Annotated in this window: 24 protein-coding genes; 9 read left to right on the top strand and 15 right to left on the bottom strand. The window is 67.0% G+C overall.

Translation table 11 applies throughout. The features are described from left to right. Nucleotides 1-24 precede the first annotated feature (24 nt). Nucleotides 25-840 carry a class I SAM-dependent methyltransferase gene (locus EV191_RS11020; protein WP_165912911.1) on the top strand — a complete coding sequence of 272 codons (816 nt, stop codon included), beginning with the start codon at nucleotides 25-27 and terminating at the stop codon, nucleotides 838-840. Here EV191_RS11020 and EV191_RS11015 read toward each other — a convergent pair. Genes EV191_RS11015 through EV191_RS10995 form a run of 5 tightly spaced genes read right to left on the bottom strand, consistent with a single transcriptional unit; the run spans nucleotide 837 to nucleotide 5,004 of the window. Further along, complete coding sequence (locus EV191_RS11015) at nucleotides 837-1,412, bottom strand: hypothetical protein (protein ID WP_132876878.1); 576 nt, start codon at nucleotides 1,410-1,412, stop codon at nucleotides 837-839. The genes EV191_RS11020 and EV191_RS11015 overlap by 4 nt on opposite strands. Beyond that, on the bottom strand, nucleotides 1,409-2,824 hold the full coding sequence (locus tag EV191_RS11010) for a hypothetical protein (RefSeq protein WP_132876877.1): 1,416 nt from the start codon (nucleotides 2,822-2,824) through the stop codon (nucleotides 1,409-1,411). Before EV191_RS11010 ends, EV191_RS11015 begins: the two co-directional genes overlap by 4 nt. Further along, the gene (locus tag EV191_RS11005) at nucleotides 2,821-3,615 is read right to left on the bottom strand and encodes an ABC transporter ATP-binding protein (protein WP_132876876.1); all 795 of its coding nucleotides are present in this window, start codon (nucleotides 3,613-3,615) and stop codon (nucleotides 2,821-2,823) included. The genes EV191_RS11010 and EV191_RS11005 overlap by 4 nt, the downstream gene beginning before the upstream one ends. A 28-nt stretch (nucleotides 3,616-3,643) precedes the next feature. Beyond that, entirely contained in the window at nucleotides 3,644-4,438 is a 795-nt protein-coding gene (locus EV191_RS11000; protein WP_132876875.1) for a cupin domain-containing protein, read from the bottom strand. Then, a complete protein-coding gene (locus EV191_RS10995) occupies nucleotides 4,435-5,004 on the bottom strand; it encodes an RNA polymerase sigma factor (RefSeq protein ID WP_243658885.1) in 570 nt (189 codons plus the stop codon). Before EV191_RS10995 ends, EV191_RS11000 begins: the two co-directional genes overlap by 4 nt. A 177-nt stretch (nucleotides 5,005-5,181) precedes the next feature. On the opposite strand from EV191_RS10995, the gene EV191_RS10990 reads away from it, so the two are divergent. Beyond that, the gene (locus EV191_RS10990; RefSeq protein WP_132876874.1) at nucleotides 5,182-5,388 is read left to right on the top strand and encodes an RGCVC family protein; all 207 of its coding nucleotides are present in this window, start codon (nucleotides 5,182-5,184) and stop codon (nucleotides 5,386-5,388) included. A 79-nt stretch (nucleotides 5,389-5,467) separates the two neighbouring features. On the opposite strand, the gene EV191_RS10985 is transcribed toward EV191_RS10990, so the two are convergent. Together EV191_RS10985 and EV191_RS10980 are read right to left on the bottom strand one after the other, a co-directional pair. Further along, the gene (locus EV191_RS10985; RefSeq protein ID WP_132876873.1) at nucleotides 5,468-6,355 is read right to left on the bottom strand and encodes an esterase/lipase family protein; all 888 of its coding nucleotides are present in this window, start codon (nucleotides 6,353-6,355) and stop codon (nucleotides 5,468-5,470) included. 23 nt (nucleotides 6,356-6,378) lie between these two features. Next, nucleotides 6,379-8,160: a gamma-glutamyltransferase family protein gene (locus EV191_RS10980; RefSeq protein WP_132876872.1), complete on the bottom strand. Its 1,782-nt coding sequence runs from the start codon at nucleotides 8,158-8,160 to the stop codon at nucleotides 6,379-6,381. A gap of 127 nt (nucleotides 8,161-8,287) precedes the next feature. Between EV191_RS10980 and EV191_RS10975 the strand changes: the two genes are divergently transcribed. Both EV191_RS10975 and EV191_RS10970 read left to right on the top strand, forming a co-directional pair. Continuing rightward, a complete protein-coding gene (locus EV191_RS10975; protein WP_132876871.1) occupies nucleotides 8,288-9,046 on the top strand; it encodes an SDR family NAD(P)-dependent oxidoreductase in 759 nt (252 codons plus the stop codon). A 53-nt stretch (nucleotides 9,047-9,099) separates the two neighbouring features. Then, on the top strand, nucleotides 9,100-10,239 hold the full coding sequence (locus tag EV191_RS10970; protein WP_132876870.1) for an alpha/beta hydrolase family protein: 1,140 nt from the start codon (nucleotides 9,100-9,102) through the stop codon (nucleotides 10,237-10,239). A gap of 44 nt (nucleotides 10,240-10,283) precedes the next feature. On the opposite strand, the gene EV191_RS10965 is transcribed toward EV191_RS10970, so the two are convergent. Beyond that, nucleotides 10,284-11,915 (bottom strand): TM0106 family RecB-like putative nuclease, encoded by a 1,632-nt coding sequence (locus EV191_RS10965; RefSeq protein WP_132876869.1) that lies wholly within the window; start codon nucleotides 11,913-11,915, stop codon nucleotides 10,284-10,286. Between the two features lie 126 nt (nucleotides 11,916-12,041). Here EV191_RS10965 and EV191_RS10960 point away from each other — a divergent pair, with 126 nt between their 5' ends. Next, entirely contained in the window at nucleotides 12,042-12,512 is a 471-nt protein-coding gene (locus EV191_RS10960) for a DUF6474 family protein (protein ID WP_132876868.1), read from the top strand. 74 nt (nucleotides 12,513-12,586) lie between these two features. On the opposite strand, the gene EV191_RS10955 is transcribed toward EV191_RS10960, so the two are convergent. The 4 genes from EV191_RS10955 to EV191_RS10940 are packed head-to-tail and all read right to left on the bottom strand — an operon-like array spanning nucleotide 12,587 to nucleotide 16,158. Then, a complete protein-coding gene (locus EV191_RS10955; protein ID WP_132876867.1) occupies nucleotides 12,587-13,570 on the bottom strand; it encodes a glycine betaine ABC transporter substrate-binding protein in 984 nt (327 codons plus the stop codon). Further along, nucleotides 13,567-14,328 (bottom strand): ABC transporter permease, encoded by a 762-nt coding sequence (locus EV191_RS10950; RefSeq protein WP_132876866.1) that lies wholly within the window; start codon nucleotides 14,326-14,328, stop codon nucleotides 13,567-13,569. Before EV191_RS10950 ends, EV191_RS10955 begins: the two co-directional genes overlap by 4 nt. Next, nucleotides 14,325-15,518 (bottom strand): ABC transporter ATP-binding protein, encoded by a 1,194-nt coding sequence (locus EV191_RS10945; protein WP_424565449.1) that lies wholly within the window; start codon nucleotides 15,516-15,518, stop codon nucleotides 14,325-14,327. The genes EV191_RS10950 and EV191_RS10945 overlap by 4 nt, the downstream gene beginning before the upstream one ends. Next, nucleotides 15,511-16,158 (bottom strand): ABC transporter permease, encoded by a 648-nt coding sequence (locus EV191_RS10940; protein ID WP_132876865.1) that lies wholly within the window; start codon nucleotides 16,156-16,158, stop codon nucleotides 15,511-15,513. Before EV191_RS10940 ends, EV191_RS10945 begins: the two co-directional genes overlap by 8 nt. A gap of 411 nt (nucleotides 16,159-16,569) precedes the next feature. Here EV191_RS10940 and EV191_RS10935 point away from each other — a divergent pair, with 411 nt between their 5' ends. The 4 genes from EV191_RS10935 (at nucleotide 16,570) to EV191_RS10920 (ending at nucleotide 19,587) form a co-directional block, all read left to right on the top strand. Then, complete coding sequence (locus EV191_RS10935) at nucleotides 16,570-17,112, top strand: hypothetical protein (RefSeq protein WP_132876864.1); 543 nt, start codon at nucleotides 16,570-16,572, stop codon at nucleotides 17,110-17,112. Nucleotides 17,113-17,176: 64 nt separating this feature from the next. Further along, nucleotides 17,177-17,989 (top strand): YcnI family copper-binding membrane protein, encoded by an 813-nt coding sequence (locus EV191_RS10930; RefSeq protein ID WP_132876863.1) that lies wholly within the window; start codon nucleotides 17,177-17,179, stop codon nucleotides 17,987-17,989. After that, nucleotides 17,986-18,543 carry a copper resistance CopC family protein gene (locus tag EV191_RS10925; RefSeq protein WP_132876862.1) on the top strand — a complete coding sequence of 186 codons (558 nt, stop codon included), beginning with the start codon at nucleotides 17,986-17,988 and terminating at the stop codon, nucleotides 18,541-18,543. Before EV191_RS10930 ends, EV191_RS10925 begins: the two co-directional genes overlap by 4 nt. Nucleotides 18,544-18,546: 3 nt before the next feature. Next, complete coding sequence (locus EV191_RS10920; protein WP_132876861.1) at nucleotides 18,547-19,587, top strand: copper resistance D family protein; 1,041 nt, start codon at nucleotides 18,547-18,549, stop codon at nucleotides 19,585-19,587. Here EV191_RS10920 and EV191_RS10915 read toward each other — a convergent pair. The 3 genes from EV191_RS10915 to EV191_RS10905 form a co-directional block, all read right to left on the bottom strand. Beyond that, entirely contained in the window at nucleotides 19,584-19,877 is a 294-nt protein-coding gene (locus EV191_RS10915) for a hypothetical protein (RefSeq protein WP_207894498.1), read from the bottom strand. The genes EV191_RS10920 and EV191_RS10915 overlap by 4 nt on opposite strands. Before the next feature lie 82 nt (nucleotides 19,878-19,959). Continuing rightward, nucleotides 19,960-20,883, bottom strand: coding sequence for a phosphotransferase family protein (locus tag EV191_RS10910; protein ID WP_132876860.1), 924 nt, complete (start codon nucleotides 20,881-20,883; stop codon nucleotides 19,960-19,962). A 32-nt stretch (nucleotides 20,884-20,915) separates the two neighbouring features. Further along, nucleotides 20,916-22,229: a helix-turn-helix domain-containing protein gene (locus EV191_RS10905; protein ID WP_132877134.1), complete on the bottom strand. Its 1,314-nt coding sequence runs from the start codon at nucleotides 22,227-22,229 to the stop codon at nucleotides 20,916-20,918. Nucleotides 22,230-22,247 lie beyond the last annotated feature (18 nt).

The following is a 22,247-nucleotide window of genomic DNA, read 5'->3' as shown; positions in this document are numbered from 1 at the left end:
TTGTGGGTAGGTAGCTTCGGAAGCATGGTCGCCGAAAAAGTGCGCCTCTCCGAAGACAAGGAGACCCTGTTAGCCAGCCTGTACGGCCGGGCGATCGACAGCAGGGACAAGGACCCGATCCTCTGTGATCGGATCGCGGCGGACGTGTTGAACCGCATCGACTACGACTTCAGTAAGACGAAGATCAACAACGCTGAGCAGGTCGGCGAGGCGATGCGCGCACGTCAGCTCGACGACTGGGTCGTCGAGTTCCTCGCCGAGTACCCGGATGCCACCGTGGTGAATCTGGGCTGCGGGTTGGACACCCGGGTCTTCCGGCTTGGCGCGGCGCCCATCGTGCGCTGGCACGACGTCGACCTGCCGGAAATCGTCGAGGTACGCAAACAGCTTTACTCGCCTCGGGACGGCTGCAAGGTCATCGGCACCAAGCCGGGCGCGGACGGCTGGCTGGAGAAGCTACCGACTGATCGGCCGGCTGTCCTGGTGATGGACAACGCCTCCGCGCTGCTGACCGAGGACGAGGGTCGCCAGCTGATCCAGCGGTTCACCACGCATTTCCTCAGTGGACAGTTGTTGCTTGGCGCGTGCAACACGCGTGGGCTACGCCAGTTCAAGCACAACTTCACCACCCGTGGCACGGACGCGGCACCGCGCTGGGCCATCGACAACCCGCAGGAGCTGGAATCGCTGCACCCGAGGCTGGATCTGGTTGACCAGCTGAGCGGTTGCGATATGCCCCGGCAGCACAAACTGCCGCTGTGGTCCCGGCTGGCTGCCCGGCTGACCCGCCGTTCGCCGTCCCGGCGGAACTCCGCCATGCTGCTCCGCTACCGCTTCTAAGCGAGCACGCGGCGCGCACCGCTGACGGCATAGCTTCCCGCGCCGAGCAGCCCACAGACCAGCGCGGTCACCAGGGCACTCGGCGCGTCCACCGGTTCCATCGGCCAGCGCACCACTGCCCCGGCATCGCCAGGAGCAAACACCGCGAGGATCGCCCAGCCGATCGGCAGTGCCCAACCGAACCGCACCCCAAGCACGGCGACCCCGAAGGTCGCCAGGCCGAGCAACCCGATCCCGTTGCGCAGCAACGACGAACCGGGCACGGCATCGGCCAGTGCCAGGTACATCGCCGCCGTCACCCCGATCGTCATCGCCCCGGCAAGCAGCACATGGACTACTCTGCGCGGCAACCAGGCGAACCCGGCGGTGCGCTCCAGGTCGATATCCACCGGACCGAGCGTGACGGACATGACGGCGACGCCCATTGCGAGTACGAGCACCCCCGGCCCCTGGCTGATGTCGCCGGCGGAAAGCCACGAAAGCCCCCCGATCAACCCGGTGAGCAACACGAGCACCCCGAGGGCGCCGGGCACCTGCCTGCTCCGGAGGTAAAGCACAGCCCAGCGAGTCACCGTGCACCGTCCACAAGCACCGAATACAGATCACCGGAACAGGTAAGCGAGGCCGAGCGATACGCGGCAACGCGTTCCAGCTGCACATCAGCCGGCAACTCGCGCAACGCGGCCCAGGCACGCTTCGCCCAGCTGTTCGCCGATTCGATCTCCTGGACAGCGGCGGCATAGTCCACATCCGACGCGTCCTTCAGGCGCAGTTCACCGTCCAACCAGGACGCTACGGCCTGGCGCGCGCCAAGTTCCCGCTCCCGATCCTCGTCGTGCGGACGGCAGGCGGGTGTTCCGGCGCCGAGCAGCAACGAGAATCGTTCGTCTACCGGTCCAGCCGCATCGTTCAGCGAGATCGCCGGAATGAGCGAGTCGTAGCTGATCGGCACGAAATCCGCCGGTCGCGACTCGACCGGCCCGGAGGCTTCGGGCACAAACTCCTGCACCCCGTCCTCGGCCTGTGCCGTGCTCTCCATTACCGCCGTTGGCGCATCGGGCAGCTTGCCAAGCAGAGCCAGCGCCTCCCTGGCCGGCTCAACAAGTTCGGCCAGCTTCGCCTCGTGCACCCTGGTCACGCATACCCGAGGCTGCCCATCGGCGCACACCAGTTCCACGGCGCCTCGATCGACAGCCAGTGCCTTACCGGGATCGCCGGGCAACAGCGGCACCGCGATCAACACGCCGACGAGCGGCGGCACGACTGCGATCGCGCGAATCCAGCGCCGGCGAGCAACGAAAAGCAGCAGGCCGGTCGCCGCGATAGCGGTGAACCACACCAGTTGTGCCACCGAAACACTTGGCAGCAGCGTGTGGAATGCCTGCACGTCATGTATCCGCGCAAGGGATGGGCTGAGTAGCGCGAACCCACTTTCCCGCTCGGTCTCCACGAAGGCCAGGGCCACCATACCGAGCATCGCGGCGGCCGGCGGGGTAAGGAACGATGGCAGTAGCCGGCCGATCCCCAGGCCGAGCAAACCACCCGCCACGATGATCGCCGCGCCGACCAGGCCGATCAACAGCACGCCAAGGGGAAAGTAGGTCGCATTGGTGGCCACCTGGATCGCACCGACCAGCAGGAAGGCCAGGTAGCCGCCGAGCAGGGACAGCGAGAACGCGCCCGCAAGCTGTCCGGCGCGTTGCCATTGCGGCCGTGGTGTCGAATCGAACAGCTCGCCGACCTTGCTGCGTTTGTCCCGCATGCCTTGCAGCGCACCGAAACCGACAATGAACGCCCAGATGAACGTCAACAGGTGTCGCGGCTGGATGACCAATCCATTCCACTGTAGATCCCATGCGCCGCTGCCCCGGAAGAGTAGCGGGGTCAACAGATAGCCGAGCAACAATGCGGCCACGACGAACAGTGGGCCAACTACGCGCGCCATCGACCGGCGCAGCTCGATACGCAGGATTCGCAGGCTCACCAGGACCTCCCGCGCGCGAGCAGTGCGGTGTAGCCGCGCTCGGTCGGGTTATCGCCGACGTCCTCGGCAGAGCCGGCTTCGGCGAGCTGGCCGGGGGTGCCCTGAAACACCAGGCGGCCGTCGTCGACAAGCAGTACTTCGGTGCACGCGGCCGCAACATCCTCAACCAGGTGCGTGGAGACCACCACGCAGCACTGTTTGCCGAGATCCTGTAGTAGTTCCCGGAAACTCATCCGTTGCGCCGGATCCAACCCCACGGTTGGCTCATCAAGCAGCAGCACCCTTGGGTCGTTCACGATCGCCTGCGCGATCCCCACCCGGCGGATCATCCCACCGGAAAGTGTTTTCAGCCGATCGTCCGCGCGGTCAGCGAGTCCCACCCGTTCGATGGCGTGTTGCACCGCGTCGGGCACCCCCGCTTTCGGTACTTCCTTGAGCCAGGCAAGGTATTCAACGAACTCGCGGACGGTGAACCGCTTGTAGTAGCCGAATTCCTGGGGCAGGTAGCCGAGTTGGCGGCGCACCGCACGCAGGTCGAGCCGGTTGCCGATGGCTTCGCCAAGTAATTCGAGGGTTCCGCCGGCCGGCCGCTGCACCGTGGCCATCGCCCTGATCAGCGTGGTCTTGCCGGCGCCGTTCGGGCCGAGCACACCGTGCACGCCGGTGCTCAAGGACAGATCCAGTTCCTTGATCACCATCCGGCGCCCGGCCCGGATGTCGAGCCGTTCGGCGCGAACCTCGGCGGCGTAGCTTGTCGGCGCGAGTTCAGCAGCGCCTACCGCACGAACCATGCGGGGTTCTCCTTCGCTTGCTATGGACCTAGCGTTGGCTTGCTAGTTGGGTAAATGAGTTCGGGCGGGCGAGTAGCACCGCGCCGCAGCCGAGTACGGCAAGCAGCCAGCCAATGGCACTCGCCGGCTGTAGGACGAGCAGTACCTCGCCGAGGGCGATGCTGGGCAGTACGACCAGGGCCAGCCAGCCCAATCCGAGCGCCAGTGCGGCCCGCTGTACACCTAGGACACTGCCAAGCGCGAGCGTGCCGATAGTGAAGGCCAGCGCGGGAAGCAAGGCGAGTACCGGTGTTCCCGCCGCCAGCCAGCCAGCAAGGGTGACGAGTGGCAGGCAGAGCAGTAACACCGCGAGGGTGCGCCGAAACACCAGCCGTAGCCCGGCCATCGGCGTGCCGACCACTACCTCGTGGGCCGGGTCCAGCCCACGCGACCAGCTCAGCGCGACCCCGAGTACCGGTAGGAACGGCGCCAGCAGCACGACAAGCGGGGAGCTGCCCAGCGCCGCCGGGGCGGTCAGATCCGCGGCCAATGCCATACCGATGACCAGTGCGCTCATCGCGAACCACGGCAGCAGCGCGGGCGGTGCCAGTCTGAAGCGGAGCCGGCGACGAGGAGCGGGGACGCTCCGCGCGATCTCCGAGTTCAGCCGATCCCATACACCGTCGAGCAATTCGGCGCTGCCGGCGTACTGGCTGGCCAGGGTGGCGCGGCAGTTCGCGCAGGACTCCAGGTGTGCTTCCACCGTCCACAGCGTGTCGGTCTCGATGGGTGCCGCGCCCTGAGCGTAGCGCCGTAGCAGGGTCGCGGAGATGTGTTCGGTCATGACAGCTCCAAGGCTTCCCGCAGCTGGGCGCGTGCCCGGCGCGCGCGGGTTTTCACCGTTCCTTCGGGTAGGCCGAGCAGCGTGGCGGTTTCCCGGACGGTGAGGCCGTCCAGGACCAGTGCCCGCAGCACGTCCCGCAGTTCGGGTGCCAGCTGGCGTAGTGCGCCCCCGACTTCCCCGCCCACTACGCCAGCCAGCACCTCGTCTTCGGGTGAGGGCACCGCTTCGGCCAGCGGTATCGGTTGTTCGGCATGCCGCGCACGGCGGCGAAACGCGTCGACGAGGCGGCGGGCCGCGATCGTCCACAACCAACCGACGGCACTGCCGTCCAGCGCGGCACCCGCGAAGGAGCCGGCCGCTCGCCAGACCGCGAGGTAGGTCTCCTGCATCACCTCGGCGACCAGCTGCTCGTCCGCGCAGCGCCGGCGCAGCCGCGTGGCCAGCCACGGCGAGGTGCGCCGGTACAGCTCCTCGAACGCCGCCCGGTCGCCCTTGGCGACCCTGCGGACGAGCTGTGCCTCGTCGACCATCCGGTTACCCTGCACACCCAGCAAGACGCGGGCCATCCTGCCCACGGTTTTCACTCGAAGGTGACTCCCGTCACGTCAATTGCGCCGCGAATGCGACACTCGATCACGAGCCACCAAGGACGGGTGCCACGGGCGTACAGTTAACGTCGTCGGGGCCGCCGCGCGTCCCGATGTTTCCACGCCGGCCCATCGGCCGGGGGCAGGAGATCTGCCATGACATCGGCAGAACCACTGGAACAACCCACGCCCGACCCGCCGGCCGTGGAGGACGGCTGTCCGGTATGCCCGCACCCATGGTCCGCACATGACACGATCGCCGCACGATTCTGCAGGGTCACCGAACGGACCGGCAATCCGCGCGCCTGCTCGTGCGCCACGATCGCCACCTACCGCGACGAGCTAACCGGGCTTATCCGCTAGCCCACCCGCGCTAACCTTGAAGGACGCGATCACGGAATGTCACCCGTCCACCGCGCCCGGTGATCGCGGCGACGAAGAGTCACCAGTCGGTGTTCTTGGCGACGGCGTTGTAGGCGGCCTTGACCGGCGCCCAACCGTTCGAGGTGTCGTGCGAGGTGCCCTCGCTGGCGTGCCAGTAACGCAGCTCGTACTTTCCACTGGTCAACTTGCGCAACCCGGAATGCGAGACCTTGCCGTCGTTGCCGGTCTTGTACCGGAACTTGTGGTCCGCGTGGTTGCCCTTGTCCATTGCGGACTCCCCGGAAACCGTCGCGTCCTCATCGGATGCCAGGAGTGTCCAATCCGTCCCAGACGCCCACTTCTCGCCCAGCTGATTCTTCGGCTCCTGCAACACATCCAGGAAGGTTGAGCCCGGCCGCATCGATTTCCACTGGGTATCGTCGTTCGCGTCCGGTTTGCTGATCCCCTGATGCGGCGTGCCCAGCGTGACCACATCGCCGACGTCCAGCTTCTTCGGGAACCCTGCCCACCCCTTGGCGGAACCGAGCAGTGCAACCCGGGTAATCAGGCCGCCCATCGAATGCGCGACGATATCGACCGACTGCCCATCGCTGGTGTGCTTGTCATAGATATAGTTCGCCAACTTGGCCGCGACGTCCTTGATCCGGGTGTCCAAGGTTGCCTTGCCAATCCGGACATCGCAGTTCACATCGCCCTTGTAGTAGGCAACGGTCTTCAGCGAGCTTGCCGACAAACCCTGCTTGGCGAAGTAGTCGACCGCGTCACCCCAGGTGTTCGCACAGTTCTTCCCACCGGACGTACCGTCGTCGTAGCCGTACCCGTGCACGAAGAACACCGGATTGTCCGCAGTAGTACTGGCTTGCGCACTACCTACCAACGCACCACCACCGAACAACACCGCAGCCGTCGCCGTGGCCAGTAACCGCGCCGCCTTCCCCATTACCATCGCTGCCTCCCGTGCAGCGGCCGTCACCTGCCGACCGCGTAGCCTTGCATGCCTCGCGGGTTCGCCGCGGCACGCAGCATGCCAGTTTCCGGATCCCTGGACACCGCCGACATCCGGCCGAGCGACCACGGACCCTGGTCCACGACCAGATGCCCGCGCTCGCGCAAGGCTTCGATGGTTGCCGCCCCCAGTCTGGATTCGACGCACAACTCGCCGAGACGCATCTCACGCGGATAGAACGAGCTGGGAAACGCGGCCGAATGCCACATCGGCGAGTCGATGGCCTCCTGCAGGTTCAACCCACCCACGGTGTGTGCCAGCCAGAACGCCAGCTGCCACTGGTCCTGCTGGTCCCCACCGGGCGTGCCAAAGGCCATCCGCGGCACTCCGTCACGCAGGGCCATGGACGGTGAAAGGGTGATCCGCGGCCGCTTGCCCGGTGCGATCGTGTTCGGCAGTCCCGGCTCCACCCAGAACATCTGCGCGCGGGTATCCAGGCAGAACCCCAGCTCCGGGATCGTCGGCGAGGAGTGCAACCAACCACCCGAAGGCGTCGCCGAAACCATGTTGCCAGCCGCGTCCACCACATCCAGATGCACGGTGTCGCCGCGCATCGTGCCGTCCGCGCGAACGGTTGGCTCGCCGACCGCGCCACTGACCGGCCGCTCCGTGGTACTGGACAGCACCTCTGGCAGCCGTGCCGGGCGCCCGCCCGGCGAACCGGGCCGTAGCTCCAAGGACGCGTGCTCGTCGATCAATGCACGCCGCGCATCGGTGTACTCCGCGGAAAGCAGTTCATCCAGCGGGACCTCGGTGTCGCCGTACCACGCTTCCCGGTCGGCAAACGCCAGTTTGGTGCACTCCGCGGCAAGATGCACGGTCCGCTCGGTCGGTACACCATCCACATAAGACAGATCGTCGCGCAGCCCGCCGAGCAGCAACAGCTGCTGGGCAAGCGCCGGCCCCTGCGTCCACCTGCCGCATTTCACCAGCGTCCACTCACCAAGTTGGACGGTGAGCGCATCCTCGTAGCTGGCCTCCCAACCGGCCATATCCGCACCGGTCAGCAACCCGGCGTGCTCCCGACCCGAGTCGTCCCGGAATGCGTTGCGGCAGAACCGGTCCACTGCCTCGGCGACAAACCCGGTGGACCAGGCGCGCCGGCCAGCATCGAGCTGCGCCTCGCGATCGGAGCCAGCGGCTTCAGCCTCCGCGAGCAGCCGTCGCCAGGTCTGGGCCAGTACCGGATTGCGGTGCAAGGTGCGCGGCTGCGGCGAGCGCCCTCCTGGCAACCAGAGCTGCGCGGAACTCGGCCAGTGCTCGGTGAACAGCTGGGCAACATTGTCGATGGTGCTGGTGATCCGATCCAGTACCGGAATGCCCTGCTCGGCGTAGCCGATCGCGCGTTCAAGCACCTCGCGCAACGTTTTCGTGCCGTAGTCGCGCAGCAACAGCAACCAGCCGTCCCACATGCCGGGCACGGTCGCCGGCAACAGCCCGCTGCCCGGGATCAGGTCAAGCCCGAGATCGCGGAAATGCTCCGGGTTCGCCGCCGCCGGTGCGACGCCCTGGCCGCAGAGCACCCGCGGCCGCGCGGAGCCGGCCTCGGTGAAGATGGCCGGGACCTGCCCGGCCGGTCCGTTCAGGTGCGGCTCGACGACCTGGAGTACGAATCCGGCGGAAACCGCCGCGTCGAATGCGTTGCCGCCGTCCTCCAGCATCGCCATGCCCGCCGCCGAGGCGAGCCAGTGCGTGGAGGCGACCATGCCATGTATGCCAGCTAGTTCAGGGCGCGTGGTGAACACGGGGCCGAGCGTAGCGGCCAGATCGGTAAATAGTTACCCCTGCTAACGACGGCGTTGGTTATCGCGCCGGGCACATCGGCTAAGTTAGCGACTACTAACGTCTACAACTGGCGAAAGGAACGAACGGATGCGGCTCACCGACACGGCGGCGATCGTCACTGGCGGCGCTTCAGGACTTGGCGGCGCGACCGCGGCAGCACTGGCCGAGCGCGGCGCCACGGTGTTTGCCCTGGATCTCGCGGCCTCGATCGAGCAGGCTCCGGAGGTCGCCGGGGTGAGCTACCTGCCGACCGATGTGACCGACGTGGAGCAGGTGCAGTCCGCGGTGCAGCAGGCAGCGCAGGCCGGGGTCCCGCTGCGCGTCGCGGTGAACTGCGCTGGCGTCGGCACGGCGGGGCGGGTGCTTTCCAAGAAGGGGCCGCACGATCTCGACCTGTACCGCAAGGTGATCGAGGTCAATCTGATCGGCACATTCAACGTGCTCCGGCTGGCCGCCGAGGCGATCGCGGCTACCGAACCGCTCGAACACGAGCAGCGCGGCGTGGTGATCAACACCGCCTCGGTCGCGGCGTTCGAGGGCCAGATCGGCCAGGCCGCCTACGCGTCGTCGAAGAGCGGGGTGGTCGGGTTGACGCTGCCAGCCGCGCGCGACCTCGCGCAGTACGGCATCCGGGTGCTCACCATCGCACCGGGCATTGTGGACACTCCAATGCTGGCAGGGGTGGCCGAGGAGTTCCGCGCGAAGCTGGCCGAAGGCGTGCCGTTCCCGCAGCGGCTGGGCCGGCCGGAGGAGTACGCGCAGCTCGCCGTCTCGCTGATCGACCACGATTACCTGAACGGCGAGGTGGTCCGGATGGACGGCGCGCTCCGGATGGCTCCCCGCTGATCTCGGGGGTTTGCCCGATGGTGCCGCCATCCGAAGCCGGCGAGGATGGCGGCATGCGAACTAGCCATAAGTTGGGCAGGTGGATCGCCGCTGGGAGCGCGGTGGCCGCCGTTGGCATGCTGGCTGCCACCCTTCCGGTCAGCGCCGCAAGCGCGGTAACCTCGGACCTGGCCCAGCTGAGCCTGCCGGAACCCACCGGGCCATATCCGGTCGGTACCACCGAACTGCACCTGGTTGACGAGTCCCGGGCTAACCCGTGGCCTGGCGACCAGGTCGACCGGGAGCTGATGGTCAGCGTTTTCTACCCGGCTTCGCGGACGGCTGGCTACCCGTCGGCACCGTATATGCGCCCTCGCGCCGCAGCGCATTTCGATGCGGAGACCAGCGGGCTGCCGAGCGGGAAGGTGGACTGGGCCCGCACCGAAACCCATGCGGTACTGGGCGCGCCGGTCGCCCCGGGCGAGCGGCCCGTACTGCTCTACTCCCCGGGCGCCGGGGATCCACGCACCTGGAACACCGGCATGGTCGCGGAGCTGGCCAGTCGGGGTTACGTCGTGATCACCATCGATAACACCTACGAGTCGCCCGAGGTCGAGTTCCCGGACGGCTCGCTTATCACGATGCTGCCGCCGGGTGATGACGTGAACGCGTACCTGAAGAAGGCGGTTGACGTGCGGGTCGCGGACACGAGTTTCGTGCTCGACGAACTGACTCGGCTGAACGACGGCGCCAGGATGACTGGCGTACCGGCCGGGTTCGCTGGCACGTTGGACCTGACCAGGGTCGGGATGTTCGGCCAGTCCGCGGGCGGCTCGACCGCGGCCACCGCGATGCACGCCGACCCGCGGATCCGCGCAGGCATCAATATGGACGGCAATCTCACCTGGCTGGACGGCAGCCTGATGCCGGTGGCCGAGGATGGCCTTGATCGGCCACTGCTGCTCCTTGGTCAGGGTGGCCCCACTGATACCGGGCCGGGGTGGACGGCGTTTCGCGAGAATACGAAAGGCTGGACGCAAGAACGTGTGCTGCGCGGCTCGGCGCATTCCTCGTTCACCGATGCGCAGGCGGTGGTACCGCAGTTCGACCTGCCACCGGACGAACGCGAGGACAAGATCGGCACGATCGATCCGACAGTGTCCATCCGCATCCAGCATGCCTGGATCGCCGGCTTCTTCGACCGCTGGCTCTAGCCCCTCACCGCTAACCTTAAAGAACGCGGTTACGGAGGGTAACACTAGAGGTCGCGGACGTAGGGGATGTTGTGCACCTCGGGCGAGTCCATCCATTCGCGCAGCGCGAAGGTGGCACGCACGTCGTCCTCGTTGTACTGCAACAGTCGTTCGCGCTGGGCCGCCGCGGGACTGTCCCCGTCCATCCCCACCGCATCGCGGTACCAGCGCATCGAGTTCTCCCCGCCGGCCTCGGCATCCCGCCAGGCGAATCCGGCGACCGGTGCGACCACCTTCAACCCCTTACCGTGCGCGCACAGGAACTGGTCGTTCACCGAGCGGAACAGGTCGACCCATTCGGCCGACCGGATGAACTGGTTGATCGCCGCTTTGCTCGGCACCCCCGCCTGGTCGGCGAACCGCTCGGCCGAGGAAAGCATCCAGCGGTTTTCCGCCATCTCGTTGTAGCAGTAGGCGCGAAAGCTCAGCCCGCGCGCGGCGGTCCGCGACCGCACCCCGGTCAGCCAAGCCCAGAACTCCGCGAACGAGCGCCCCTCGTCCGGGGTCGGCACCGGCTCCCAGGTGGCGAACGCGTGATAACCGTGCGGCACGCCGATATCCACGCCGGAAAGCAAACAGCCCCACAGGTAGGCGCCGCCGTCACCGAAGCTCTCCATATCCACGTCGACCTCGACATCGGCGCGCGGCACGGCGACCTCTTCCACCTTGCGCACCACGGTGAGGTCATGCAGCCAGGCACGCGCCAGTGCCACCGCGTCGTGCAGCGCGAGCCCGCTCAGCGCGGGCGCGTCCGGGGCATCTGGATCGACGGTGGCGAGCGCGTCCACGGTGGACACGCCGACGGCGCGCAACTCGCTCGCGTCCTCGCCGCGCACCACCAGGCTGACATCCCTGCTGGCCCGCAGGTCGGCGCTGCAGACCGGCCACCAGGGGCAGCGCCGGCATTCCACCACCCTGGACGGCTGGGCAAGCGCTTGCGCCTGGGTTACGGCGGCATTGGCGATCGCGATCCGGTCCGCGAACCGCGCGTCGTACTCGTCCAGCGCGCAGCGGTCGCCCGGCCAGGTGTTCGCGGTCAGGTCATGCCAGATGACAGCGTCGCGCTCCTGCCCGATCGCGCCACCGACACCCCTCCCCCGTTCGGCGTATCCGCAGGCCTCCAGCATGCGGTACAGATGCGCCAGCCTGAGCTGGTCCCGCGGCTGCGGACGAACCTTGCGCTGGGCATCCACGCCGGCCTTGTCCGGGTGCAGATCCGCGAGCGAGCTGGTGTTCGCGCCTTCCCCTGGATCGGACACCTTGTGTCGCACCACGATCAGCGGCACGTAACCGTGTTCGGTGCGTAGCAGTAGCTCGGCGCCGCCCTTGCGGCCGTCCTCCCGGTCGGCGGGCAGCAGGCCACCCCAGATGTACGGGACGCCCTCGGCGAGCGCGGCCAGGGTGGCGCGGGCCCGTTCGGCCGGCCGAGCGCTGGGGATCTCGACCCAGCCTTCCCTGCCAGCCGCGAGCTCGTCCGCAACAGACCTGCGGTGCGCGGCGGCATCGGCTTTGCGCTGTTCACCGGCCGGGTCTGGGGGCGCGAGTTCGACATCAACCATGGTCTGGTCGTGCTCCAAATGCACTCGCCGCCGGCAACGGGTGACCGCGCCGGCATCAAGCAGCACCTCGGAGTTCACAGCCAAACTGTACGACCCATCGCCGACAACCTTGCCGCCGGCGAGCCGAAGGGTGCCCATAATGCTGAGCATTCGTCGGCCAAGTAGGTTTCCATGGGTACCCGCATGCGGCAGAGGAGACCAGCGATGACCAGGAAGAAGCGCGCTGCCAGCGAGGCTGCGGAGCACGCGGTGGACGAGCCACGGATCACGCCGGCGAAGGCCAAGAACTACCTGAAAGTCGCAAAGGTGCTCGGACCGGCGGTAATTCCGGTGCTCGCGCCGCTCGCCGTGCAAGCCGCTGGCGTGGTGCGGGATCGGTATGACCGCTACCGCGCGCACCAGCTGGGCGTGCCAGTCGAGCGACTGGCCGAGTTCACCGGAAGGGGTGCGGCGCTACATGCCCGGATCGCCGGGATCGGTGAGTCGCTGACCGTGTTGCGGGACAGCGATGCGGGCTTGGTGGACCAGCGCACGTCCACGTTGCGGCAGTTGGCCGCCGCGGTGCGGGCAGCGGAGCGGATGCCAACGGCGCGCCGTAAGGCGGCGCACCGGGCGGTAGCGGCGCAGCTCGACGAGCTCGAGTCGGAGCTGCTGCACCGTTTCGGCGTGCAGTAACGCCCCGTAACCGCGTTCTTTAAGGTTAGCGAGAGTGTCGGGCTCGCGCCGCGGTAGCGCGAGCCCGACCTGACTCAGCTGGGGTTGGTGACGAAGCCCTTGTCCACCAGCCAGTCCCTGGCCACGTCGGGCGCGGACTCGCCGTCCACGTCCACCCGCGCACCCATCTTGATCATCTCGTCGTTGTTCAACGCGTCGCTGATCGGTTTGAGCACTTCGGCGATCTTCGGATTCTCCTGGTAGAAGTCCTCGCGCAGCGTCGGCGCCGCGTTGTACTGCGGGAAGAACTGCTTGTCGTCCTCGAGTACCTTCAACCCGAGCGCCAGGATCCGGCCGTCGGTGGTGAACACCTCGCCGACCTGGCAGTTGCCATCGTTGAGCGCCGCGTACACCGCACCGGTCCCGAAGTTCTTGGTCTCGGTGACCGGCAGGTCGTAGGTGTTCACCGCGCCCGGCATGCCGTCCGGCCGGGAGGCGAACTCCGTCTCCAGGCAGTACACCGCCTGATTCGGCCGCTTCCGCAGCTCCTCAGCCAACTCGGAAACCGTGTCCACATCCAACTGCTTCGCCGACTTCTTGCTCAGCGCGAATGCGTAGGTGTTGTTCAGTTCCGAATAGTCCAGCCAGACGATGCCGTTCTCCCGCAGGTCGGCTGCCTTGACCCGGTCGTACATCTCCTGCTCGTCCGGGATCTGCTCGTCCTGGCCAAGGTAGTTCAGCCAACCGGTGCCGGTGTACTCCCAGGTGACGTCGACCTCGCCCTTTTCCAGCGCCTGCCGGGCACTTGCCGAACCGGCGATATTGCTGAAGTCCACCACATCGGCGCCCGCGGCCTGCAGCGCCAGCTGCGTGATGTACGACAGGATTATCTGCTCCGTGAAGTCCTTGGACGCCACGGTGATCTGCACGCCTTCCAGCTCGGGTTGATGCTTGATGCTGCCCGGCTCGACGGAGAACGGCAGCGCGGCGGTGGCCTCGAGTCCACAGGCGGACACCGCGAACGCCGAACCGGCCAGTGCGAGCGCCGCGAGCCGGGTTTTCAGTCGTGGCAACCTCATCCGATCCCCTTCGGTCCAAAGTAGCGTTCGGCCACCGCGCCCAGCCAGTCCACCAGCAATGCGAGCGCAACGGCGAGCACCGCGCCGACGGTGAGCACCGAGACCCGGTCCAGCTTGTACCCGGTGTCGATCATCTCGCCGAGTCCACCGCCGTTCACGAACTGCGCCAGCGTGGCAGTACCCACCGCGAGCACCAACGAGGTCCGCAAACCGGCCAGAATCAACGGGATCGCCAGTGGTAGCTCGATTCGCCGCAACACCGCGCCGGAGGACATGCCGATCCCCCTGCCAGCGTCCACAAGCGCCGGATCCACCTGCTGGATGCCGACGATCGTGTTGCGCAGCACGGGAAGCAAGGCATAGAAGGCGATCGGCGGCGCGGCTGCCGCGACCCCTTCCAGCCCGGTCCACAGGAAGAACAGCACCAGTACACCGACGGCCGGCGCGGCCTGCCCGATATTCGCGATCGCCAGGAAGACCGGCGCGGCTGGTTTTGCCCAGCGCCTGGTGAGCATTACGCCCAACGGCAACGCGATCACCAGAACGAGGATGGTGATCACCACGGAAAGCACCAGATGCTGCCAGGTATACGTCAGGATCGACGAGGCGTTGATGCTCTCTTGTTCAACGGTGTCCAGATCAGTGGTAAACGCCCAGACCAGTACCGCGGCCACGATGAGCAGCACGGCGACCGGCTGGGCGAAAAGTCGGCCGCGCTCCGCCGAACGCGAGCCGGATTCCGCGGTAAAAGCGCTCATTCGTCCGCCCCGTCGCCGTGTTCTTCGCGCAGCTCCCGAATCTTGTTCATCACGGTTTCCATCTCGAGCACGCCGGCGTACTCGCCGCGCCCGCCGGTCACCGCGACACCGCCGCCCTCGGTGAGCATCGCCTCCAACGCGTCCTGCAGCGTGGACTGCTTGCTGACTAGGTCGCCAACCGGGCGCCCAGCCTCGGAAAGCCGGCGCCCGCTGGCGAGGTCACGTTTGTGCACCCAGCGCAGTGGGCGCCCGCGCTCGTCGAGTACCAGACCGAACGGCCGGCCGCCGCGTGCGTCGATCCGCTTGCGCATCTCCTCGACGGATTCCGAGGTCTTGGCGGTGACCGCCTGGGTCATCTCCACCTCGTGCACCCGCAGCAGGGTCAGCTGCTTCAGCGAGGCACCCGCGCCAACAAAGCCGGCGACGGTGTCATCGGCGGGGTTCGCCAGGATCGCGTCGGGAGTGTCGTACTGCAGGATCTTGGACTGGTTGCCGAGCACCGCGATCCGGTCGCCGAGCTTGACCGCCTCGTCGAAGTCGTGCGTGACGAACACGATCGTCTTGTGCAGCTCCTCCTGCAGCCGAAGCAGCTCGTCCTGCAGGTTGCCTCGGGTAATCGGGTCAACCGCGCCGAACGGCTCGTCCATCAGCAGCACCGGCGGGTCCGCCGCCAGCGCCCTTGCTACCCCGACGCGCTGCTGCTGGCCACCGGAGAGCTGGCGCGGGAAGCGGTCCCGGAACACGCTCGGGTCTAGCCCGACCAGGTCCATCATCTCCTCGACCCGGTCGCTGATCTTCTTCTTGTCCCAGCCAAGCAGCCCGGGAACCACCGCGATGTTCTGCGTGACGGTGAAATGCGGGAACAACCCTGCTTGCTGGATCGCGTAGCCGACCCGCCGGCGCAGCTGGTCGGGATCGAGCGAAAGCGCGTCCTCGCCACCGATCGTGATCTTTCCGGAGGTTGGTTCGATCAACCGGTTGATCATCCGCATCGTGGTGGTCTTACCGCAGCCGGACGGACCGACGAAGACCACGATATTGCCCGCGGGAACGGTCATCGTGAAGCTGTCCACGGCCGGTTCCCGTTGCCCTGAGTAGCGTTTGGTTACCTCGTTGAGCTGGATCTCTACCCCGCTGACGGCGTCGCCATCGGCATTGTCCAGTGGTGTGGTGGTTACGTTTTCAGCCACGGATACCCCTCGAAGTCGTGTAGCGCCCGATCAACGCGTAGATGCCGTCCAGCAGCAATGCGAGGATGACGACCCCGAGCGTGCCGGCGAGTGCTTGGTTCAGCGAGTTCGCGCTGCCCGCTCGAACAAGCCCGGAGAAGATCTCGGAACCGAGGCCGGGCCCTTTCGCATAGGCCGCGATCGCGAGAATTCCCATCATCAGCTGAGTGGCGACGCGCATTCCGGCGAGAATCGCTGGCCAGGCGAGCCGAAGCTCCACTCGACTCAGCACGCCGAGCCGGCTCATTCCGATTCCCTTAGCGGCATCGGTAATCGATGGATCGACTCCGCCAAGCCCGACGATGGTGTTTCGCACGATCGGCAGCAGCCCGTAAAGCACCAGCGCGGTGACCGACGGCTCGACACCGAGCCCGAGGATCGGGATCAGCAACCCGATCAGCGCGAACGACGGCACCGTGAGAATCGCGCTCGCCAGCGCGGTAGCCAGCGCAGAGCCCAGCGGGCTGCGGTAAACCGCAATGCCGACGAGCACTCCGATGACCGCCGCGATGATCGTGCACTGTACAACGGCGCTCGCGTGCAACAGGCCCTGTAGGGACAGGCTGCCCCACCGGTCCGCGACGTACTCGAACAGATTCATAGTTGTCGCTCCCGCGGTCGTGCCCGTTCCCCGAGCCACCTGGATGCGCTACCCAACGTTCTTTCTTGCAACTGTTTCCTCACGTTTCACCCGTGGAACCGCTCACCCTTGCGGGTGCATAACCGTTACGTATTTCGCTGGCAATCTCAAGCGCTGCCAGCTGATTGTGCACAGATAGCCACCTAACTGTGTGCACCGAACCAGCCACCTTTCGTGATAACACACCGTGACGAGGCTGTTCGGGACGTTAACCCGGTCACTGCGGACAAATTTTCTGTTAGGAAGCTCAAATAGCGCGAGGGTGAATAGATATCAATCTTTGATCGCTGAGATCCGCATTCTTGATTTGTCGGCCACGACGAGGGATTCCCGAATTCTGGGCGCGGGCGCGGGTAACACTAGGATCGGGCCGTGAGCAGACGTAGTACGCCCGGTACGCCGGCACGCGCGCTACGTGGCTGCCTACTCGCAGTGACCGCATCTTGTCTTGCGGTATCCGCACATGCGCTCGCCGGCGGCGGGGCGCCGGATACCGGCCTGACCGTGCTGCTCACCATCCTGCTCGCCTGGCTGGGCACCGCACTGGCGGATCGGGTGCAGGGTCCGCTGCCGATCCTCGCCGTACTCGGTAGTGCCCAGCTCGTGCTGCACCTGATGCTTGGCCTGCTGATCCACCCGCACAGTGGGTACCCGCCTGGCCAGATCAGCGGCTGGCAGATGCTCGCCGCGCATACCGGCGCGACACTGCTCACCACGGTGGTACTTGCCCACGCGGAGGACGCGCTGTTCGCCGCGGCCGCCACGGTCCGGCTGCTGCTGCCGATCAGCTGGCTACCCGCGCCGGTACCAGACGCGCCGGCCACCGCACTGCCCCGAGTGGACCGCACTTCGGCGCGCGTCATATCACGGCTCCGCACGGTCTGCCCGCTGCGCGGACCGCCTTTAAGCACCTGAACAGCAATGACACCCGCGGCGAAGCCGAAACAAGCCGCGATTACTGATCAGGAGCTTTAGCTATATGTCGACAAATCTATCTACCCGCGCTGCCTTGCGCAGGGCAGGCACGATCACCGCGGTGGGCGGGGTACTGCTGCTGGTTGGCACCGGCACCGCGAGCGCGCACGTCAGTGCGAACACCGGCGGCGAATCCGCCGAGCGCGGCGGGCATGCCGCGGTCACCTTCCGGGTTCCCAATGAGGAACAGGACGCGGACACCGTGCGGCTCGAGGTCGAGTTCCCCAAGGGCACCCCGGTGAGCTCGGCACAGACCAAACCCGTCCCGGGCTGGCGCGCCGAGGTCGAGAAGGACGAGCTACCGGAACCGGTCACGCTGGAAAACGGCACCAAGGTCACCGAAGCCGTCACCAGGATCGTCTGGACCGCTGGCGATAACGCCGGCATCGGGCCGGACGAGTACGGCGAGTTCGACGTCTCGATGGCCATGCCGGACAACACCGACCTGATGGTGTTTCCCACCAAGCAGTACTACGACAACGACGTGGTCGCCGAATGGACCACCCCGCCACGGCCGGACGGCCCAGAGGAACCGCAGCACCCGGCCCCGACCGTCGACCTGGTCGCCGCCACCGGCGATGGGCACGGCGGTGAACACGGCGGTGCCAGCGACGCCGGAGCGGGTTCGACGACCGCGGACGGAACGGATGACACCGCGCGCTGGCTCGGCGGCGCCGGGCTCGCGGTTGGCGCGCTCGGCCTCGGCCTCGGCATCGGGGCCACCCTGCGGGCTCGCCGCGCGAGCGGTTCGGGTACGGCCAGCTCGGCCACGCCAGCCGGCGGTTCGGGCGACGACTCGAAGGAGAACCCGGCATGAGGCGCGCGCTCGTACTCGCGATGTTGACCGGATTGGCACTACTCGGCTCGGCCGGCCCGGCGCTCGCGCATAACCAGCTCATCGAAAGCGATCCGGCGGACGGCGCCACGGTGCAGAGCAGTCCGGCCGAGGTGACGTTGACCTTCGACCAACCAGTACAGCCGGGCGATTTCAACCAGATCGCGGTAACCGGTCCGGATGGCGACTCCTGGGTGGACGGTACGGCCACCGTGGACAGCAACAAGGTGAGCGCAAGGGTGCTCTCGCTCGGCCCAGCCGGGGAGTACACCATCGGCTATCGAATCCTGTCCGCGGACGGGCATCCGGTTGAGGGGCAAACGCGCTTCGAGCTGACCAAGGCCGGTACCGGAACGCCCGCGCCATCGGCGCCGCAGCAGGCTCCGGCCGATTCGCCGGATGCCCAACCGGCCGGCGAGGGTGACACGGAGGAAAGTGGCGGCGTGCCGCTGTGGGTGTGGATCGGCGGTGCGGTGTTGCTACTCGGCGCCGGACTGTTCTTCGCGCTGCGCGGCGGCCGGTCCAGCAATGACTAGCCGATGAGCGACGAGGACGGCGTGGTTCGCGGCAGCGGCACGGGGCGGGGCGCGCCGGCGCCCCGCTACACCGTCTCGCTTGGCTTCGGGATCGCCGTGCTGCTCGGGGTGTTCGTCGCACTGACGATCGCCCCGAGCGGCGGGGTTTTCGAGCCGGAGCCACTGGTGCACTTCGGCCGGCCGGCGGCAAGCGCCGTGCTGCATGCGGCCGCGGTGGCCGCCGTGGGGCTGAGCCTGCTACCGCTGCTGATTGGCCTGGACCGGGCGCAGGCGGCGGAACCGGTGCTGCGCAAGGTCCGCCCGATCGCCGCCGTGGCCAGTGCGGTCTGGGCGGTCGCCGCGCTGATCACGCTGGTGCTGCAGGCGGCCGAGCTCTACCGATCGAGCCAGCTCGACCTTGCCGCGATCGGCACCTATGTAGCCGAGGTGAACGCAGGCAAGGCGCTGGTTGCCGTGGTGGCGCTCGCCTTGCTGCATACGGTGCTTGGCGTGCTCGCGGTGCGCAGGGGCGAGCGGATACCCGCCGAGTTACGTGCTGGGCTTGGCGTGTTCGCGCTGCTGCCGCTGCCGGTCACCGGGCATGCCGCGAGCTCCGAATGGCAGGACATCACGCTCGTGTCCATCGAGCTACACGTGCTCGCCGCGGTGGCGTGGGCCGGCGGGCTGGCTGCCGTCGCGGTGTTCCTGGCCAACAACCGGACGTTGCTCGCGCACACCCTGCCGCGGTTTTCCCGGCTGGCCGCCGCCTGCCTGGCCGTGGTCACGCTCACCGGTGTGGTGAACGGCGGTACCGAACTGCTGACCACGCCAACGCGGGAGTTCTGGGCAGCGCTGTTCGGCACGGGTTACGGCCAGCTGGTGTTGCTGAAACTCGGCTGTGTGCTGGTGATCGCGGCACTCGCGGCGAATATCCGGGTCCGCCTGCTGCCCGCGATCGAACGGCATAAGCGCACCGCCCTTGCCGGTTGGGTCACGCTCGAGCTGACCGTGCTCGGCCTGGCGTTCGGCGTGGCCACCGTGCTCAGCCGGACCCCGTTCAGCTAGTCGAGGTCGGTGTATTCGCGCTGGCGTTCCTGCATGGTCTGCAGGGTGTCCAGCCGATCGATGGCGGAATGCCCGCGGCGCTCCAACTCCTCGCGGTCAATCCAGCGCTGACCGTAGTAACGGTATGCATCGGCGAGCATCGCCAACTCGGCCAGATACTCGGCCGCAACCGCGCGCCGGTGCTCCGGCAGCCTCGGCAGCAATTCGACCTGCGACTCCACCAGTTCGTCGAGTACGCAGGCTGCGCGCCGGGCGTGCCGCCGGCTGCGGGCAAGGTTCATACGCGTCATGACGACCACCCCGACGCCCCTCCACCGCGGACAACTATCCACTCAGCGTAACTGCTCACCGAATAGAGTGAAAGCAATTCGGTTAGCGGAAACGTCGCCAATGTGCCCGATCGTTACCTTTGCGTAGATCGCGCAACCGTCTCCGCAACTCCCCCGTGACCTCTGGCTTACTCCGCAGAATCGGCAAAACACTGGTAGTCAGTTTCAGTTCCCGCACCCGGCGCAGCACCGAAAACCCGTTCCAATCGGTCACATCGAACCCGTACTCATGAACAAACCGTCGGTACCCGCGCCGTGACTCGCCGAATCGCCGCACCCCGACCGCAAGTGGGGTCAGATCCCACTCCGGTGGCCCCAGACAGGCCGAATCGAAATCACAGAGCACCGGTCCAACGGCACTGTTGATCACGTTACCCAGGTGCGCATCGCCGTGCACCAGGGACCCGCGATGTGGGAGAGCCAGCTCAGCGAGGGCCGCGGACAGCTCCGCGCACTCCTCGGCCAGGTAGCGCAGCTCAGCGTCGGCCAAGCCCTCCTCGGCATCGGCCAACCTGGCGCGCACATCGGCAAGCGGATCCCAGTCGGGCAGCTTGCCGCCATCCGAGTCCAGCACCGGCAGCGCGTGCAACCGCCGCAACAGGGCGGCCAGCTGCGTGGTTCGCGCCCTGCCCGGCAAGCTCGATTCGGCCAACCAGAACGTGGCCACGAACTCGCCGACCCGCACTGGCTGGGCGATTCCCGGCAACAACCGGGTGGCCGGAACCTCTTGGTCAGCGAGCCGGTTGGCGAACCAGACGACCTTGTCCGCACGATGCCGAAGTGCCCGCGAGCCGACGATCCGCACCACGATCGGATCCCGCGCGAGCCGATAGACCGCGTTGTTGGTGAACCGCAGGAGCCGCGCACCTTCGTGCGCCACGCCAACCGTGGCGCAGAGCTCGGCGAGCGCGGTCCACAACCTCTGCTCGGTGAATCTGCCGGCAGCCGGCGCCGATGGGGCTTTCATTGCATGGTTCTGCGGCAAGTTACCGGGACTGGTCAGGGCAGGGACAGGTAGAACTCGTTGATACGTTCGGCGAGATCCCGCGCATCCGGGTTGTTCTTGCGCTTTTCGGCTTCCTCTCGCAGCGGCTCCATCCGCCGCTTGATCCGACCGGACTTCACCTGCTCAGCAAGGTCGATTGCCTGCCGGCCGACCCGGGCACCATGGTCGATATCGCCTTCGAGCAAATGGTTGGTCGCCAATGCGCTGAGGTTGAACGACTTGCTCCGCGACATATCGTCGCCATAGGAGTCGATTGCCCTGCTCAGCGCGGGGATCGCGTACTTGGTGTGGGACGGATCAGACTGCGCGAGCACGGTGTGCACGGTGCCGATCATCGCGTACACATCGGTATCGGTGAAAAACCGCACCCATGCCTCGGCGCTGGCCAGATCGGCCCGGGCGAACTCATCTCGCGTCCTACCGAGCAACTTCATCGACTGCTCGCCCTTGCCGAGCAAGGCGTAGGCCCAGGCCTCGTTCGCACACAACACGGCAACCGCGAGCTCGGAGCCGGACTCCTGCGCGGCAAGCTGGCCGAGCTGGAACAGCTTCAGCGCGTCGTTCGCCTCTTCCTGGTGCAGGTAGACGCGGCCCATCCGGTAGAGCACGTTGGCGACCAGCTGGTCACTGTTGCCCTGTTTGGCCAGCTCGAGCGCCTTCGCGAAATGCCCGCGGGCGGAATCGTTCAGCCCCACGTCAAAGGAGGTCCAGCCGGCGAGGTTGTGCAGATCCGCGAGCGCGACGTAGAGCCGTGACTTCACCGTCTCGGACCCCGAGGAGTGCACCATCTGCTGACCCCAGGAAAGCTGCGCGACCACCGCATCCCGGCAGAAGCCGCCGCCGTACTGGTAGTCGAGCGCGCGCAGTGCCCTGGTCGCCGCTTCCACCTGGCGAACATCGGTCATCCCGATCCGGCCGGGCGCCGGGGTCTGGCTCGGGCCAGCAGCCCATGCGCCGGTGTCCTCGTCGAATACGGTGGCACCCATGGTCACCGAAGCGGCGTGCGAGAGGAACCGCCGCCGCTTCGCCGTCTCGTCCTCCTCGGCTTGGGCGCCGTTGTCCGCGCCAGCCACCTGTACCGCGGTGGCCGGGTCGTAGGCGAGCCCCATGTATCCCCTCGGGACACCGAGGCCCTCCGCGATGCGGGCGAGCACGTCATAGGCCATGACCTGCCTGCCTTTGAGGATCTCGGATACCTCGGACTGCGACTGGCCGGTCATCGCGGCGATCTGTCGCTGCGAGATACCAACCTTGCGAAGTTGCCGGTACACCGCGCTGACTTCGCGGTTGGCCAGGGCAGCACGCATCTCCGAGCGGTCCCATAC

Source organism: Tamaricihabitans halophyticus (assembly GCF_004340875.1).
Taxonomy (GTDB): Bacteria; Actinomycetota; Actinomycetes; order Mycobacteriales; family Pseudonocardiaceae; genus Tamaricihabitans; species Tamaricihabitans halophyticus.
This window is presented reverse-complemented; position numbering and strand designations above follow the sequence as displayed.